9 protein-coding genes, 2 tRNA genes and 2 other RNA genes are annotated in these 16,713 nt (G+C 58.4%); 6 read left to right on the top strand and 7 right to left on the bottom strand.

The genetic code is table 11. The annotated features are described in order from the left end of the window. Positions 1–309: 309 nt before the first annotated feature. Both ACUW6V_RS06645 and ACUW6V_RS06640 read left to right on the top strand, forming a co-directional pair. A tRNA-Ser gene (locus tag ACUW6V_RS06645) sits at positions 310–397 on the top strand. Between the two features lie 46 nt (positions 398–443). Next, positions 444–586, top strand: a non-coding RNA gene (locus ACUW6V_RS06640) — RtT sRNA. Between the two features lie 245 nt (positions 587–831). Here ACUW6V_RS06640 and ACUW6V_RS06635 read toward each other — a convergent pair. Further along, entirely contained in the window at positions 832–3,156 is a 2,325-nt protein-coding gene (locus ACUW6V_RS06635) for an FdhF/YdeP family oxidoreductase (RefSeq protein WP_454038150.1), read from the bottom strand. Positions 3,157–3,402: 246 nt separating this feature from the next. Between ACUW6V_RS06635 and ACUW6V_RS06630 the strand changes: the two genes are divergently transcribed. Next, positions 3,403–3,490 (top strand) — tRNA-Ser (locus ACUW6V_RS06630). A 47-nt stretch (positions 3,491–3,537) separates the two neighbouring features. Then, a non-coding RNA gene (locus tag ACUW6V_RS06625) (RtT sRNA) lies at positions 3,538–3,680 on the top strand. Between the two features lie 376 nt (positions 3,681–4,056). On the opposite strand, the gene phoH is transcribed toward ACUW6V_RS06625, so the two are convergent. The 4 genes from phoH to efeU form a co-directional block, all read right to left on the bottom strand. Then, positions 4,057–4,845, bottom strand: coding sequence for a phosphate starvation-inducible protein PhoH (phoH, locus tag ACUW6V_RS06620; RefSeq protein ID WP_004387572.1), 789 nt, complete (start codon positions 4,843–4,845; stop codon positions 4,057–4,059). A gap of 538 nt (positions 4,846–5,383) precedes the next feature. Next, positions 5,384–6,667, bottom strand: a complete 1,284-nt coding sequence (gene efeB, locus ACUW6V_RS06615; RefSeq protein ID WP_454038217.1) for an iron uptake transporter deferrochelatase/peroxidase subunit — start codon at positions 6,665–6,667, stop codon at positions 5,384–5,386. Positions 6,668–6,672: 5 nt separating this feature from the next. Beyond that, on the bottom strand, positions 6,673–7,800 hold the full coding sequence (gene efeO / locus ACUW6V_RS06610; RefSeq protein WP_054624906.1) for an iron uptake system protein EfeO: 1,128 nt from the start codon (positions 7,798–7,800) through the stop codon (positions 6,673–6,675). Positions 7,801–7,855: 55 nt separating this feature from the next. Beyond that, the gene (gene efeU, locus ACUW6V_RS06605) at positions 7,856–8,686 is read right to left on the bottom strand and encodes an iron uptake transporter permease EfeU (RefSeq protein WP_004387575.1); all 831 of its coding nucleotides are present in this window, start codon (positions 8,684–8,686) and stop codon (positions 7,856–7,858) included. A gap of 357 nt (positions 8,687–9,043) precedes the next feature. On the opposite strand from efeU, the gene ACUW6V_RS06600 reads away from it, so the two are divergent. Next, a complete protein-coding gene (locus ACUW6V_RS06600) occupies positions 9,044–10,228 on the top strand; it encodes a NupC/NupG family nucleoside CNT transporter (RefSeq protein WP_004387577.1) in 1,185 nt (394 codons plus the stop codon). A 29-nt stretch (positions 10,229–10,257) separates the two neighbouring features. Here ACUW6V_RS06600 and ACUW6V_RS06595 read toward each other — a convergent pair whose 3' ends face one another. Together ACUW6V_RS06595 and putP are read right to left on the bottom strand one after the other, a co-directional pair. Next, a complete protein-coding gene (locus ACUW6V_RS06595; RefSeq protein ID WP_097581891.1) occupies positions 10,258–10,680 on the bottom strand; it encodes a DUF3574 domain-containing protein in 423 nt (140 codons plus the stop codon). A gap of 117 nt (positions 10,681–10,797) precedes the next feature. Next, positions 10,798–12,306 (bottom strand): sodium/proline symporter PutP, encoded by a 1,509-nt coding sequence (putP, locus tag ACUW6V_RS06590; protein WP_029038936.1) that lies wholly within the window; start codon positions 12,304–12,306, stop codon positions 10,798–10,800. Between the two features lie 413 nt (positions 12,307–12,719). Here putP and putA point away from each other — a divergent pair, with 413 nt between their 5' ends. Then, positions 12,720–16,682, top strand: coding sequence for a trifunctional transcriptional regulator/proline dehydrogenase/L-glutamate gamma-semialdehyde dehydrogenase (putA, locus tag ACUW6V_RS06585; RefSeq protein WP_454038149.1), 3,963 nt, complete (start codon positions 12,720–12,722; stop codon positions 16,680–16,682). Positions 16,683–16,713: the final 31 nt, after the last annotated feature.

The following is a 16,713-nucleotide window of genomic DNA, read 5'->3' as shown; positions in this document are numbered from 1 at the left end:
TAGATGATAATTTCTTCGGCTTGTATTCATGCGATTTAGTCATTATTTTTTGTATTATTTGCCATGCAAATTATTTATCGCTTTTGATTACGTCGCACAGATTAAAGAAATCTGTCAATGTGACCGATTAAAAAAAAGACACATATTCATTCCTGTTACGGATCATGGGACCAGATAAAGAATGGTTGTTTTAAGCGCATTTTGTATGAAGTTTGTTTAAACGCGCCGAAAAGCGCTAAATTTACGTTGACGCCTATGGGCCTTTCCCCTACATTAGCGCCCGTCCCGACAGCATCGGGATGACAATATGGTGAGGTGTCCGAGTGGCTGAAGGAGCACGCCTGGAAAGTGTGTATACGGCAACGTATCGAGGGTTCGAATCCCTCCCTCACCGCCATATTCAAAGAAAGAGCCTGTACGCAAGTACGGGCTTTTTTGTTTTATATCGCGCCGCTCCGGGAGGGATGAGAAACCTCGACCCGGGTTCGACCACTGGCGCAGCCAGGGGGACAGTCTGCGAGCCACGCGAGCTGACTGCCCGCAGGGTGAGGCCCAACGGGCCGAATCAATCCCTCCCTCACCGCCATATTCAAAGAAAGAGCCTGAGCTAACCCTCAGGCTTTTTTGTTTTTATATCGCGCCAGGAAAACGGCAGGTGCGCTCCGCTTACCTGCCCTACTAAACCTTTCCCAGGGTAGGTAAACGCCAGAACATCCATCAAATACCGACAGACGGCAGGTGCGCTTCGCTTACCTGCCCTACAAAACCTGCCGTAGGGTGGGTAAGCGCCAGCGCACCCACCACGCCCGCGAGAAAGCAGGTGCCCACCGGTTAGCGCCGCGCCCCCGACGTCGTCACCGGCTCGGCGACGCGCTCCATCGCGATTGGGATACTTTTGTAAGCCGGGATCCCGCTTTGCGTGTCGTGACTGTCCAGCGGCACCAGCACGTTGGCTTCGGGGTAATAGGCCCCCACCGAGCCAGGAGCCATATCGATAACCACCACGGTCAGGTTATTGAGCCGCCGCGAGGTCGGATTGCCGTCCGGATCGAGCGCGGTCACGTTTACCTGATCGCCTACGCGCAGCTCGCGTTTTTCTGCCTCATCCGGGTTGATAAACAACACGTCACGCCGCCCGGTCACGCCACGGTAGCGGTCATTCAGGCCATACAGCGTCGTATTGTACTGGTCATGGCTGCGCAGCGTGGTCAGCACCAGATCGTGGCACTTAAGCGATCGCGGATCCTCATTAATCCCCTGCATCACCTTAAACTGCGCCTTGCCGGATGGCGTATTCCAGACGCGCTCCGAGGCGGCGTTGCGCAGACGGAAACCGCCCGGCTGCTTCACGCGCTCATTGAAGTTCGCGAACGCCGGGAACACCGCCTCGATGGCGTCACGGATAAAACTGTAATCACCGATCATTTTGTCCCAGTTGACGACCGTCTCCGGCAGCGTCGCTTTGGCAAGCCCCGCCACAATAGCGGGCTCTGAGCGCAGGTGCGGCGACGCTGGTTGCAGCATGCCGCGCGAGGCGTGCACCATCGACATCGAATCCTCAACGGTAATGCTCTGTTCGCCCGACGCCTGCACGTCCGTTTCCGTGCGGCCCAGCACCGGCAGAATATAGTTGTGCTTGCCGAGCAGCAGATGCGAACGGTTAAGCTTGGTCGCCATATGTACGACTAAATCGAGATTGCGCATGGCCGGAAATGTGACCTGCGGATCGGAAATCGCCTCGGCCAGATTACCGCCCAGGCACAGCAGCGCTTTGGCTTTACCGTCGCGCATCGCCTGAATCGCAGCGACAGCGCCATGGCCGTGTTTCTGCGGCGGTTTAAAACCAAAAACGCGCTCGATACTGTCAAGCAGCGACTGCGGCGGGATCTCCGTGATGCCCACCGTGCGGTCGCCCTGCACGTTAGAATGCCCACGCAGCGGGCAGATGCCTGCGCCTTTTTTGCCGATATTGCCGCGCAGCAGCAGGAGGTTGGCGATTTGCTGCACGTTCTGGGTCCCGTACTGATGCTGGGTTATCCCCATGCCGTAACAGATAATGGTCCGCTCCGCCTTTGCATACAGACGCGCGACATTCTGGATTTCTTTGCGCTCCATACCAGAGACTTTCAAAATATGATCCCACTCGGTCGCGTCGAGATCCGCCTTTAGCGCCTCAAACCCTTCGGTATGCTCACGGATAAACGCCTCATCAATGATGCCCGGCTCACCGTTCGCCAGCGCCTCTTCATGCATGGAGAGCAAAATTTTCATTACGCCTTTGAGCATGGCCGCGTCGCCGCCGACGCGCACTTTATAGTACGTCGAGGCGAGCGCAGTGGAACTCAACGACAGCATCTCAATAGGGCTTTGCGGCGAGGTAAAGCGTTCCAGACCGCGCTCGCGAAGCGGGTTAATAGCGACAATAGTCGCGCCACGCTTCGAGACTTCGCGCAGCGTGCCGAGCATACGGGGGTGATTTGTGCCGGGATTATGACCGATGCACAGCACCAGGTCGCAGTGGTCGAAATCGTCAAGCTCTACGGTGCCTTTGCCAACGCCGATAGATTCTGGCAAGCCGACGCTGGTCGGTTCGTGGCACATGTTGGAGCAATCCGGGAAGTTGTTGGTGCCATATTCGCGGGCGAACAGCTGCCACAGGAATGCGGCTTCGTTAGAGGCGCGCCCCGAGGTGTAAAACTCCACGCTGTCGGGGTCGTCATAGCTGCGCAGGCGCTCGCCAATCTCCTGAAACGCCGTTTCCCATTCAATGGGTTGATAGGTATCGCTAGCCACGTCGTATTTCATCGGGTGCGTCAGCCGCCCCTCGCCTTCCAGCTCAAACGCATTGCGCTCCCACAGTTCGCTGACGGTATGCGCCGCGAAAAATTCCGGCGTGGTGCGTTTGCTGGTGGCCTCCCAGGAGACCGCTTTCGCGCCGTTTTCGCAAAACTCAAACGACGAGGCGTGCTGCGGATCGGGCCAGGCACAGCCAGGGCAGTCAAACCCCTGCGGCTGATTGACTTTGAACAGGGCAATCACGTCCTGCTTCATCGACATCTGGCCGCGGATAGCGTCAGCAACGGCCTTCAGTGCGCCCCAGCCGCCCGCCGATCCGCCATAAGGCGCGATGCCGATAGTACGATTTCGCTCTTTCATAGTGCTCCACATTCTCTGTCTCATAGTTGTGGTTTAAGCCTGGTACAGAAAATGCGATAAGCGAAGCGAATGAAGGGATATCAGGCGGTATTGAGGGCTGTAATGGCGGGTTTTGCAGGAGAAAACGCCATTTCGTTTAACCCTTAACCGAACGATAAAGAAAGAAAAAAATCTGCTTGACCGTTTTCATGCAGATCCCTATAGTAGCGCCCCGTTGCCCCGCTACGCGAGGCAGCAAGACAATATGGTGAGGTGTCCGAGTGGCTGAAGGAGCACGCCTGGAAAGTGTGTATACGGCAACGTATCGAGGGTTCGAATCCCTCCCTCACCGCCATATTCAAAGAAAGAGCCTGTACGCGAGTACGGGCTTTTTTGTTTTTATATCGCTCCGACCCGGTAGGGATGAGAAGCCTCGACCCGGGTTCGACCACTGGCGCAGCCAGGGGGACAGTCTGCGAGCCACGCGAGCTGACTGCCCGCAGGGTGAGGCCCAACGGGCCGAATCAATCCCTCCCTCACCGCCATATTTAAAGAAAGAGCCTGTACACGAGTACGGGCTTTTTTGCTTTTATATCGCGCCAGGAAAACGGCAGGTGCGCTCCGCTTACCTGCCCTACAAAACCTTCCGTAGGGTGGGGAAGCGCAAGCGCACCCACCATTCGCCTGCATTGGCAGGTGCGCTCCGCTTACCTGCCCTATAAAACCTTCCGTAGGGTGGGTAAGCGTAAGCGCACCCACCATTCGTCTGCGAAACGGCAGGTGCGCTCCGCTTACCTGCCCTACAAAACCGCCCGTAGGGTGGGTAAGCGTAAGCGCACCCACCTTCCGGCCGCAAAGAAACCGCAAAGATAAAAAAAGCCCAACACACGTTGGGCTTTTACATGGTGATATCAGGCGAGCTTAATCGTAGGCGTTAAGCGTTCGCTGGCAGAGCGCGGAACGCACGCAATCGGCTTTACCGAACCGAACGATGCCAATCATCTCATCTTCCTCAAAACGCGCCAGCGCGTCGCTCAGGCCGGACTGCACGCCCGCCGGCAAATCGCACTGGGTGATGTCGCCATTGACTATCACGGTCACGTTCTCCCCGAGGCGGGTTAAAAACATCTTCATCTGCGCGGCTGTCACGTTCTGGGCCTCGTCCAGAATCACGACGGCGTTTTCAAAGGTACGTCCGCGCATATAGGCGAACGGCGCAATCTCAACTTTCCCGATTTCCGGGCGCAGGCAATATTGCATGAAGGAAGCACCAAGACGGCGCACCAGCACGTCATACACCGGGCGGAAATACGGGGCGAACTTCTCAGAGATATCGCCGGGCAGGAAGCCGAGATCTTCATCGGCCTGCAGAACCGGGCGGGTGACAATTATCCTGTCGACATCCTTATGAATCAGGGCCTCAGCGGCTTTCGCCGCGCTGATAAACGTTTTGCCGCATCCGGCTTCGCCGGTGGCGAATATCAGCTGTTTGCTCTCAATAGCCTCAAGATAATGCGCCTGAGCGTCGGTACGAGCGACAATCGGCGCGTTATCGCGGCTGTCCCGCGCCATGCCGATTGCTTCAACGCCACTCATTTGCACAAGCGTGGTGACCGATTCCTCTTCACGCTGCCGGTGGCTGCGTGAATCTCGTCTGAGAACGCGTCTTGCTTCACGACGAGCTTTGATCACTGCTTTCTGTCTTCCCATGGATGGCACCTTGTTAAGTTGGTTTACATGAGCCGCGTCCTGCTGATGGACGCGATTATGCGCACAAACATTTGAGGTTTGGCTTCCTTTTAAGCCATAGATTGCCGGTCGAAAAGACGCGGTAGTACGGCTACGCGCACCGCTTACCGCATCGTCTGGAACAGGGTGAGAAGCTTTGAACGTTTCTGAGGGGGTGGAGATAACGCTGCCGGAGGAGGCTCCTCCGCGCCGGGTGGTGCGGGTTGTTTTCCGTTTAAGTCCAGTTCTGGACGCTACCATTCGCGATCTCCATCGTGCTACTGCTGCCACAGAGGGGAACTACCGCTAACACTTTAAGTACAACAAAAATTATCAACTTTGCAACATAATATTTACTAAAAGATAACTTTTGAGACTGCACGTCTGATGCATCTTTTATGACAGAAAAATATTACAGAAATGTATCAACAGAATAGCCGCCGCGAAAATGCTCTGCCATGTCCGCGCGAAAATTGTTAGCAAATGAAAACAAAAACCCCGCCGTGGTGGCGGGGCTTCGTCAGGCTTGCAGCAGGCCGTCGGCCAGGAAGCGGGATTTATCCGCCACCCCCGGCAGCACAAAGAAATAGCCGCCGCCGATGGGTTTCACGTACTCCTCCAGCGCCTCGCCGTTAAGCCGTTTTTGCACCGTTAAAAATCCCTTTTCGAGATCGTGCTGGTAGCAGACAAACAGCAGGCCCATGTCGAGCTGGCCTGCGTTGGTCACGCCGAGCGAATAGCTGTAGCCGCGGCGCACCATCAGGCTGGACTGCGTCTCGGGTGTGCGCGGGTTCGCGAGCCGGATGTGGCTGTCGAGCGCAATTACGTTGCCTTCGGGATCTTTGCTGTAGTCCGGCACGTCATGCTCATGCTGCATACCGAGCGGCGCGCCGGTCTGCTTGTCGCGCCCGAAAATCGTCTGCTGCTCTTTGAGCGGCGTGCGGTCCCAGAACTCCACATGGAACTGAATAATGCGCACGGCCTGATAACTGCCGCCCACCGCCCACGCGGGCTCGCCCTGATCCGGCGTTACCCACACCACGCTGTCCATTAACGCGGTATTACGCGTATCGGGGTTTGCGGTGCCGTCTTTAAAACCGAGCAGGTTAACCGGCGTCTCTTTGCCGCGACTGCGCGCCGCGTGATCGGAGATAAACCCTTCACGCTTCCAGCGCACGCTCAGCAGATCCGGCGTGTGCTTAATGATATCGCGCAGCGCATGGATCACTGTATCCTGGGTATTGGCGCAGATTTGCAGCAGCAGATCGCCGTGGCACAGCGCCGCGTCCAGTGAATCGTTCGGGAAACGCTCCATCTTTTGCAGCTTTTTCGGCATCTGCGGCGCAAGGCCGTAGCGATCGTCAAATAAAGAACGCCCCAGCGACACGGTGATCGTCAGGTTATCCGGCGCAATCACCGGCCCCAGAATACCGGAATCCATCGGCGGCAGACGCGGGTTCGGCGTCTGCGGCGCCGGGCCGCCCGCGGTTAAAAACGCGATGCGGTCGGTGAGCAAACGGAACAGCCGTTCGAGATCGGCTTTGTTTCCCGCCAGCACATCGAAGGCCACCAGCATCATCGACGCCTGCTGCGGCGTCAGCACACCTGCCTGATGCGCGCCGTAAAACGGCTGCGTCTCCTGACGCGCGTCCGGAGGCAGCGTACCGGGCGCGCTTTGCGGTTGCGCGCCATGCGCCACCGGACAACCGCCGGTGACCGCGAGCGCGCCGGTCAGCGCGCCCAGCCCTTTCAGCAGACGGCGGCGCGCCGGTTGCGGTACGCCGTGAATATCATGTTCTTGCATCACGCTTAGTCCAGTCCGAGCACGCCACGCAGCAACGAGAGATCTTCAGCAAGCGAGGTAATCGGCCCCTTGAGCGCGTTGCGGTCAGCGTCGGTCAGCTTGTCGTAAGTCTCAAAGCCCTCTTTGGTGCGATATTTCGCAAGGATCGCATCCACTTTTTTAAAGTTCGCGTCCACTTTCGCGAGCAGCGGCGCGTTCTCTTTTTGCAGTTGCGGACGCAACAGATTCACGATTTTCTGCGCGCCATCGATATTGGCCTGGAAATCCCACAGGTCGGTGTGGCTGTAGCGATCTTCTTCACCGCTGATTTTACTGGCCGCCACTTCTTCAATAAGACCCGCCGCACCGCCCACGACTTTGCCCGGCGGGAAAGCCAGTTCACTGATGCGTTTTTGCAGCTCCAGCACGTCGCTGTTAAGTTTGTCGGCATACTGATCCATGCCTTTGACGCTGTTATCGCCAAACAGCGCTTTTTCCAGACGGTGGAAGCCGGTGAATTTCGGGTCGGCCGCTTTCTGTTCGTAATCGTCTTCGCGGGCGTCGATGCTGCCGTCGAGATCGGAGAACAGCTCGGCGATAGGCTCAATGCGCTCATAGTGCTGGCGAGTGGGCGCGTAGAGGGATTTCGCTTTGGCGATATCGCCTGCTTTTACCGCGTCGGTAAACGCTTTGGTGCCGGAAACCAGCGCGGCGGTTTCGGCGCTCACCCAGGTTTTATACTCGGTCACAGCGCCTTCCAGCGACATCAGATCGCTCTTCGCCGCCGCTTTTTCACCACCGGCGGCCTTGACGATAAGCTTGCCTTTCGGGTTGCTCAGCAGGCCGCAGGTCATGTCATATTCACCCGGCTCCAGGTTAGCGGTCATCTTCTGGCTAAAGCCTGGCGCGATGTTTTCGCGCTCTTCGACGACCATCACGCCTTTAAGGATTTCCCACTCCAGCGCCTTCTGGCTGTGGTTCAGGATGATGAACTGGGTTTTACCGGCGTTTACCGTGAGCGTCATCGGCTCGCACTGTTTGTCGTTTACGGTGACTTTCACCTGCGGAATATCCGCCGCGCGGGCGGCAAAGGCGGAGCTGATAAGCGCCAGCAGCGTCACGGAAAGCGCGCTACGGCGAAGTTGATTCGTCATGACCATCCCTCTAAAAGTATGTTGTAACTAAGCCACGCACGGGCGCGGCAAAAAATCAGGCGTTCCCGGAGACGCGCGCACCGGCGCGCGCTGGCAGCGCATAAAACGCCAGCGCCGGGATCAGATAGATAAACCATACCGCCACTTCGCTGACGGTCGGCGCTTCCTGGTAGCCGAAAATACCTTCCAGCAGCGTGCCGGTGAGCGAATGCGTAGAGAGCACATTGCTGAAATCAAACGCGACGGCCTGGAAGTGATTCCACAGTCCGGCCTCATGAAACGCGCGAATGGCACCCGCCGCGAGCCCGGCGGCGACGAGCAAAATAAAGAGGCTGGTCCAGCGGAAAAACGCGCCGAGATTAAGACGAATGCCGCCCCAGTAGAGCAGAAAACCGAGCACCACGGCGGTCGCCAGGCCCAGCATTGCGCCGAGCGGCGGCCAGACGCCGACATCCTGGCCAAACGCCGCCAGCAGGAAGAAGACCGATTCCAGGCCCTCGCGAGCGACCGCGAAAAACACCATCATGATCAGCGCCCAGCCGTGACCGCCAGGGCGTTTCAGCGCGCGATCTACGGCCTGCTCCAGTTCGCCTTTTACGTTACGGGAGACTTTACGCATCCAGAACACCATCCAGGTGAGGATCACGACGGCGACTGTCGCCACAAGCCCTTCAAACAGCTCCTGCTCTTTTTGCGGGAACTCACCGGTGGTTTCATTGATAAAAATACCGAGGCCCAGGCAGAGCGCGGCGGCGAGAAACACGCCTGCCCACATTACGCCAAGCCAGTTGCCGCGCTGGGTACGTTTAAGATAGCTCGCGATAAGGCTGACGATGAGCGCTGCTTCAAGGCCTTCACGCAGCATAATCAGAAAAGGAACAAACATTCGGGCACCTGTAAGTGTGAAATCAGGTCAACTGATGCAAAGAAACGTAAACGGGAGTGAAAGTGATTATCATTACCGCCAAAAGAAAAACAAGCGAAATGTGGGGATAAGTATGACGAAGTGTAAAAGTTGCGAAGTTGAGTAGTCACTCAACGAAACCATAAGCGAAACTGGCTGGCCCGGCGCCGCGTTTTCTCTTTCCACCGCACTCTGAAAACATTCATCTGAAAAATAGTCAGCCATCGCTTTTTCTTATTCCATTTGCCAGATAACGATGCGGGAAATTATGCTTAGCGCGCTGTTTACCGGCCCGTTTTTATGTGGCTAACTATTTTTCTTTCAGACACCTGCGTAACTATGACAACCATACTGCATTTTATTTTCGCCGTGGTGGCGATACTCCTGCTCGCGTGGCTCGCAAGCTTTGACCGTAAAAAGATCCGCCTGCGTTATATTCTTCAGCTGATTGTGATTGAAGCGGCGCTCGCCTGGTTCTTCCTGCATGCACAGGCCGGGCTGCTGGTTATCCAGTCGATTGCCGGGGCGTTCTCCTCGCTGCTGCACTTCGCGGCCCAGGGCACCGATTTTGTCTTCGGCGGCATGAGCCAGAAAGGTCTCGCGTTTGTCTTTCTCGGCGTGCTCTGCCCTATCGTGTTTATCTCCGCGCTCATCGGCATTCTGCAACACTGGCGCATTCTGCCAATTTTTATCCGCGTCATCGGTACGCTGCTGTCGAAAGTTAACGGCATGGGTAAGCTGGAATCCTTTAACGCTGTCAGTTCACTGATCCTCGGCCAGTCGGAAAACTTTATCGCCTATAAAGGCGTGCTGGCGGATCTCTCCTCGCGTCGGCTGTTCACAATGGCGGCGACCGCCATGTCCACCGTTTCGCTCTCCATCGTTGGCGCGTATATGTCGATGATCGAGGCGAAATATGTGGTGGCGGCGCTGGTGCTTAACCTCTTCAGCACGTTCATTATTCTCTCGGTTATCAACCCGACGCGCCCGCAGGATGAGCCGGAAGTGAAGCTTGAAAAGCTGCATGAATCACAAAGCTTTTTCGAGATGCTCGGCGAGTACATTCTGGCGGGCTTTAAAGTGGCGATGATTATTCTCGCGATGCTGATTGGCTTTATCGCCATTATCAGCGCGGTGAATGCGCTGTTCCTGACGCTGTTCGGTCAGAGCTTCCAGCAACTGCTGGGCTACGTGTTTTACCCGCTCGCCTGGCTTATCGGCATTCCGGCGCAGGATGCCCTGACGGCAGGCGGCATTATGGCCACCAAGCTGGTCGCTAATGAGTTCGTGGCGATGATCGAGCTGCAAAAAATCGCCGCGACGCTCTCCCCGCGCGGTCTCGGTATTCTGTCGGTCTTCCTGGTGTCGTTTGCCAACTTCGCGTCCATCGGCATTGTGGCCGGGGCGATTAAGGGCCTGAACGAGCCGCAGGGTAACGCGGTGTCGCGTTTTGGCCTGCGTCTGGTCTATGGCGCAACGCTGGTGAGTTTACTCTCCGCGGCCTTCGCCGGGCTGGTGCTGTAAAAGAAAAGGCGGGGTCTCCCCCGCCTTTTTCAGAACTGCACACACACGCTTTCATCGACGCGCATGACCGACTCCTGCGCAAAGCGCGATTTGTAAATTCCGCGCAGAGCTTCAATCCCCTTCTCGCTCGCGCTGTCACTGGCGTGAATCAGCATCAGCGCCTTGCTCGGCTCGCGCGCCACCTTGCCATCGTTACCGAGCCACTGCCCGCGCGCGTCAAACACCGTCAGCCCGTCGCGAAAGCGCGGCGTGACGTCGTTATCCACAAAACGCTGCCACTCGTCTGCGGTAATTACCGGGCCGGAGGGCCGGTTGAGGCCAAAGTACAGCGTGGTTTGCGTCATGCGGTTTTGCGCCGCGCAGCGCGGCGCCTGTTCTGGCGCGTGCGGCGCGCAACCGGCGAGCGTCGCCGCCAGCGCGAGTGAAACAATAATCTTGTGAATCGCCATCATCCTGTCCTTTTTTGTTATGGGTGAACGCGACGATAACAGCGTAAATCGCGGCGTCTGGCAAGCTACCGGATTGATGAAAAAGAAAAAACCCGCCGGGTGGCGGGTTTGTTAAGACGCTTAGCTGGCGCGAAGCTTAGACGGCGCAGGCGTGTGATACTCCTCGTCCGCTTTTTCAAAGCGCGCCTGCATGGAGGCCGACGGCGCTTTGCCCATCAGGCTCACCACCACGATACCGAGGCTTGCAAAGATAAAGCCCGGAATGATTTCGTAAAGGTTAAACCACGCGAACTGTTTCCAGACGATAACCGTCACCGCGCCGATGATCATGCCCGCCAGCGCGCCGTTGCGCGTCATGCGCGACCACATCACCGAGAACAGCACCACCGGGCCGAAGGCCGCGCCAAAGCCCGCCCACGCGTAGCTCACCAGACCCAGCACGCGGTTTTCCGGGTTCGCGGCCAGCGCAATGGCGACCAGCGCCACCACCAGCACCATCATACGCCCGACCCACACCAGCTCTTTCTGGCTCGCGCCTTTACGCAGGAACGCTTTATAGAGGTCTTCGGTAATGGCACTGGAGCAGACCAGCAGCTGGCAGCTCAGCGTTGACATCACCGCCGCCAGAATTGCCGACAGCAGGATACCGGCAATCCACGGGTTAAAGAGGATCTGCGCCAGTTCAATAAACACGCGCTCGCCGTTCTGGTTCACCGCGGCCGCCTGGTCAGGATGCTCGTTAAAGTAGGCGATGCCGAAGAAACCAACGGCCACTGCGCCCGCGAGGCACAGGATCATCCAGGTCATGGAGATGCGACGCGCGTTGACGATGGTGTGGTGAGAATCCGCCGCCATAAAGCGCGCCAGAATGTGCGGCTGGCCGAAATAGCCCAGTCCCCAGCCCATCAGCGAGATAATCGCCACCAGGTTCAGGCCCTTGAGCATGTCGATATTTTCGATGCTCTTCTGCTTGATAACGGCCAGCGAATCGTCCAGCCCGCCGACCGCGAAAATCACAATCACCGGCGTCAGGATCAACGCGAAAATCATCAGGCTCGCCTGCACGGTATCGGTCCAGCTCACCGCCAGGAACCCGCCAATGAAGGTGTAAAGAATCGTCGCCGCAGCCCCCGCCCAGAGCGCGGTTTCGTAGCTCATACCGAAGGTGCTTTCGAACAGGCGCGCGCCCGCCACGATGCCTGAAGCGCAGTAAATGGTGAAGAACAGCAAAATCACCAGCGCCGAGATGATCCGCAGCAGACGGCTGTTATCTTCAAAACGGCCGGTGAAATAATCCGGTAACGTCAGGGCGTTATTGTTGTGCTCGGTGTGAACGCGCAGGCGCCCTGCTACCAGCTTCCAGTTGATCCAGGCACCCAGCGTCAGGCCGATGGCTATCCAGCTTTCGGAGATCCCGGAGAGAAACACCGCGCCCGGCAGGCCCATCAACAGCCAGCCAGACATATCCGACGCGCCCGCAGAGAGCGCGGTCACCACGCTCCCGAGACTGCGCCCGCCGAGAATGTAGTCATCAAAGTTTTTGGTGGAGCGCCACGCAATAAACCCAATCAGTATCATCCCCAAAATATAAATAATGAAAGTCACCAGCATCGGTGTACTCGTCGTCATTTCACTTCTCCGCGTTATGGCCGGGTCGCCCCGTTTATCACCGCCGGAACGTAGCGGTGGCGTTATTGTCATGTCGTGTGGCGGCAGTATCCTGCCGGAAGCGTTTTTTATTCACAATCGATTTAACACACCATTTACATGTTTTGCATCTGTGAAACCTGTACATTTTTTGATAGGTTGCACTCGCTCACGCTTTTGTCGGTTGCACCTGTTAAAAATGTTAACCAGGCCCGGATTCTGAGCTTATAACTGCCCTTTCTTCGGTGCGTCATAGCAATTTCATATTTAACATTTCATTCATTTTTAAGCTTGCTGGCGAGGTCACATTTAACAAGGTTGCACAAAGTTGCAACATGATAGATATTGCCGATCATTCGCCTTTTTTATACAGACCGAGACACAGGAGTAAGGGCATGGGCACCACCACGATGGGGGTCAAGCTGGACGACGCCACCCGCGAGCGCATTAAATCCGCCGCGACGAAAATCGACCGCACGCCGCACTGGCTGATTAAACAGGCCATCTTTAATTATCTGGAACAACTGGAGAACAGCGACGGCCTGCCGGAGCTGCCTGCGCTGCTGGCGGGCGCGGCGAACGAAAGCGATGAAGTACCAGCGCCAGTGGAAGAAACTCACCAGCCGTTCCTTGAATTTGCTGAACAGATCCAGCCGCAGTCCGTCAGCCGTGCGGCCATCACCGCCGCCTGGCGTCGCGCGGAAACCGACGCGGTGCCGATGCTGCTGGAGCAGGCCCGTCTGCCGCAGCCGGTCGCCGAGAAAACCCACAAGCTTGCCTGGAGCCTCGCCGAGAAGCTGCGCAACCAGAAAACCGCCTCCGGCCGCGCCGGTATGGTGCAGAGCCTGTTGCAGGAGTTTTCGCTCTCCTCGCAGGAAGGCGTGGCACTGATGTGCCTTGCCGAAGCGCTGCTGCGTATCCCGGATAAAGCCACGCGTGATGCGCTGATCCGCGACAAAATCAGCAACGGCAACTGGCAGTCGCACATTGGCCGCAGCCCGTCGCTGTTTGTCAACGCCGCCACCTGGGGCCTGCTGTTTACGGGCCGTCTGGTCTCGACGCACAACGAAGCCAGCCTGTCGCGCTCGCTCAACCGCATTATTGGCAAGAGCGGCGAGCCGCTTATCCGTAAAGGCGTGGACATGGCGATGCGTCTGATGGGCGAGCAGTTTGTCACCGGCGAAACCATCGCCGAGGCGCTGGCCAACGCGCGCAAGCTTGAAGAGAAAGGCTTCCGTTACTCCTACGATATGCTGGGCGAAGCGGCGCTCACCGCCGCCGACGCGCAGGCTTATATGGTTTCCTACCAGCAGGCTATTCACGCCATCGGCAAAGCCTCCAACGGGCGCGGCATTTATGAAGGGCCGGGCATTTCAATTAAGCTCTCCGCCCTGCACCCGCGCTACAGCCGCGCGCAGTACGACCGCGTGATGGAAGAGCTCTACCCGCGCCTGAAATCCCTGACGCTACTGGCGCGCCAGTATGACATCGGCATTAATATCGACGCCGAAGAGGCCGACCGCCTGGAAATCTCCCTCGATCTGCTGGAAAAACTCTGCTTTGAGCCGGAGCTGGCGGGCTGGAACGGCATCGGGTTTGTGATTCAGGCGTACCAGAAGCGCTGCCCGTTCGTTATCGATTATCTGATCGATCTCGCCACCCGCAGCCGCCGTCGCCTGATGATCCGTCTTGTGAAAGGCGCTTACTGGGACAGCGAAATCAAGCGCGCCCAGATGGAAGGCCTTGAGGGCTACCCGGTTTACACCCGCAAGGTTTACACCGATATCTCCTACCTCGCCTGCGCGAAAAAACTGCTGGCGGTGCCGAACCTTATCTACCCGCAGTTCGCCACCCACAACGCCCATACGCTGGCGGCCATCTACAATCTGGCGGGCCAGAACTACTACCCTGGCCAGTATGAATTTCAGTGCCTGCACGGCATGGGCGAGCCGCTCTATGAGCAGGTGGTTGGTAAAATCAGCGATGGCAAACTGAACCGGCCGTGCCGTATTTACGCGCCGGTCGGCACCCATGAGACACTGCTGGCCTATCTGGTGCGTCGCCTGCTGGAAAACGGTGCCAATACCTCGTTTGTGAACCGCATCGCCGATAACACGCTGTCGCTGGACGATCTGGTGGCCGACCCGGTCAGCGCGGTCGAACAGCTGGCCGCGCAGGAAGGCCGCGTCGGTCTGCCGCACCCGAAAATCCCGTTACCGCAGGATCTCTACGGCGAAGGCCGCGTCAACTCCGCCGGGCTTGATCTGGCGAACGAACACCGCCTGGCGTCGCTCTCCTCGTCACTGCTCAACAGCGCGCTGCAAAAATGGCGCGCGCTGCCGATGCTGGAAAACGCCGTGGACGACGGCGAGCTGGCACCGGTGATTAACCCCGCCGAGCCGCGTGATATCGTCGGTTACGCCCGTGAAGCCACCGAAGCGGAAGTGGCGCAGGCACTGGAAAGCGCGGTGAACAACGCGCCTATCTGGTTCGCCACGCCGCCGCAGGAGCGCGCCGCTATCCTTGAGCGCGCCGCCGTGCTGATGGAAGACCAGACCCAGACGCTGATTGGCATTCTGGTGCGCGAAGCGGGTAAAACCTTCGCCAACGCCATCGCCGAAGTGCGCGAGGCGGTCGACTTCCTGCGCTATTACGCAGGCCAGGTGCGTGATGATTTCGATAACGAAACCCATCGCCCGCTCGGCCCGGTGGTCTGTATCAGCCCGTGGAACTTCCCGCTGGCTATCTTTACCGGCCAGGTGGCCGCCGCGCTTGCCGCAGGCAACAGCGTGCTGGCGAAACCGGCGGAGCAGACGCCGCTTATCGCCGCTCAGGGCATTCAGATCCTGCTGGAAGCAGGCGTACCGCAGGGCGTGGTGCAACTGCTGCCAGGGCGTGGCGAAACTGTCGGCGCGCAGCTCACGGGCGATCCGCGCGTACGTGGTGTGATGTTCACCGGTTCAACGGAAGTGGCGACGCTGTTGCAGCGCAACATCGCCGACCGTCTTGACCCGCAGGGCCGTCCGACGCCGCTTATCGCGGAAACCGGCGGGCTGAACGCCATGATTGTCGACTCCTCCGCGCTCACGGAACAGGTGGTCGTGGATGTCGTCGCCTCGGCTTTCGACAGCGCCGGCCAGCGCTGCTCCGCGCTGCGCGTGCTCTGCCTCCAGGAAGAGATTGCCGATCACACCCTGACCATGCTGAAAGGTGCGATGGCCGAATGCCGGATGGGCAACCCTGGCCGCCTGACGACCGACATCGGACCGGTTATCGACGCCGACGCCAAAGCCGGTATCGAGCGCCATATCCAGGCGATGCGCGCTAAAGGCCGCAAAGTCTTCCAGGCCGCGCGCGACAACAGCGCTGATGCGCGTGAATGGCAGACCGGCACGTTTGTGATGCCGACGCTTATCGAGCTGGAAAGCTTTGATGAGATGAAAAAAGAGGTCTTCGGCCCGGTGCTGCACGTGGTGCGCTACAACCGCAACAACCTGGCGGGGCTGATTGAGCAGATCAATAAAGCGGGTTACGGCCTGACGCTTGGCGTACACACGCGTATCGATGAAACCATCGCGCAGGTGACCGGCAGCGCGCACGTCGGCAACCTGTATGTGAACCGCAATATGGTCGGCGCTGTGGTCGGCGTGCAGCCGTTCGGCGGCGAAGGGCTGTCCGGCACCGGGCCGAAAGCGGGCGGGCCGCTCTATCTCTACCGCCTGCTGGCGAGCCGTCCGGACGCGGCGGTGCAGACGACGCTTGAGCGTCACGACGCCCGCTACGCCCAGGATGCGCAGGTCAAAACGCTGATTACGCGTCCGCACCAGGCGCTCACCGAATGGGCCGCAGGCCGTCCGGAGCTTAAAGCGTTATGCGAGCACTACCTCGCGCTGTCGCAAAGCGGCGTGCAGCGCACCCTGCCAGGCCCGACCGGCGAGCGCAACACCTACACCCTGCTGCCGCGCGAGCGCGTGCTGTGCCTTGCGGATAACGAGCAGGACCTGCTGGTACAGCTCGCCGCCGCCACCAGCGCGGGCAGCCGCGTACTGTGGGTTGACGAGCCGCTGCAACGCACGCTGGCCAAACAGCTTCCGGCCGCCGTGAACGCGATTATCGACTTCGCCAAACCGGACGTGCTGTTCAGCCAGCGCTTCGATGCGGTGATTTACCACGGTGATTCCGACCAGCTGCGCGCGCTGTGCGAGAAAGTGGCCGCGCGCGACGGCGCGATTGTTTCAGTGCAGGGCTTCGCACGCGGGGAAACCAACCTGCTGCTGGAGCGCCTGTGGCTTGAGCGTTCGCTTAGCGTCAACACCGCCGCCGCAGGCGGCAACGCCAGCCTGATGACCATCGGCTGATGGTTAATAAACACGAAAGGCGCCCGCGGGC

The organism is Cronobacter sp. 153480017-3 (assembly GCF_053627815.1).
The sequence above is the reverse complement of the archived record's forward strand: the minus strand, read 5'-3'. Positions and strand labels throughout refer to the sequence as shown.

What these genes read in the sequence shown, in the direction of transcription:
- ACUW6V_RS06595 (WP_097581891.1), bottom strand. Translation starts at nt 10,680, where the DNA reads ATGATGGCGATTCACAAGATTATTGTTTCACTCGCGCTGGCGGCGACG.
- efeB (WP_454038217.1), bottom strand. Translation starts at nt 6,667, where the DNA reads ATGCAAGAACATGATATTCACGGCGTACCGCAACCGGCGCGCCGCCGT.
- putA (WP_454038149.1), top strand. Translation starts at nt 12,720, where the DNA reads ATGGGCACCACCACGATGGGGGTCAAGCTGGACGACGCCACCCGCGAG.
- efeO (WP_054624906.1), bottom strand. Translation starts at nt 7,800, where the DNA reads ATGACGAATCAACTTCGCCGTAGCGCGCTTTCCGTGACGCTGCTGGCG.
- efeU (WP_004387575.1), bottom strand. Translation starts at nt 8,686, where the DNA reads ATGTTTGTTCCTTTTCTGATTATGCTGCGTGAAGGCCTTGAAGCAGCG.
- ACUW6V_RS06600 (WP_004387577.1), top strand. Translation starts at nt 9,044, where the DNA reads ATGACAACCATACTGCATTTTATTTTCGCCGTGGTGGCGATACTCCTG.
- ACUW6V_RS06635 (WP_454038150.1), bottom strand. Translation starts at nt 3,156, where the DNA reads ATGAAAGAGCGAAATCGTACTATCGGCATCGCGCCTTATGGCGGATCG.
- phoH (WP_004387572.1), bottom strand. Translation starts at nt 4,845, where the DNA reads ATGGGAAGACAGAAAGCAGTGATCAAAGCTCGTCGTGAAGCAAGACGC.
- putP (WP_029038936.1), bottom strand. Translation starts at nt 12,306, where the DNA reads ATGACGACGAGTACACCGATGCTGGTGACTTTCATTATTTATATTTTG.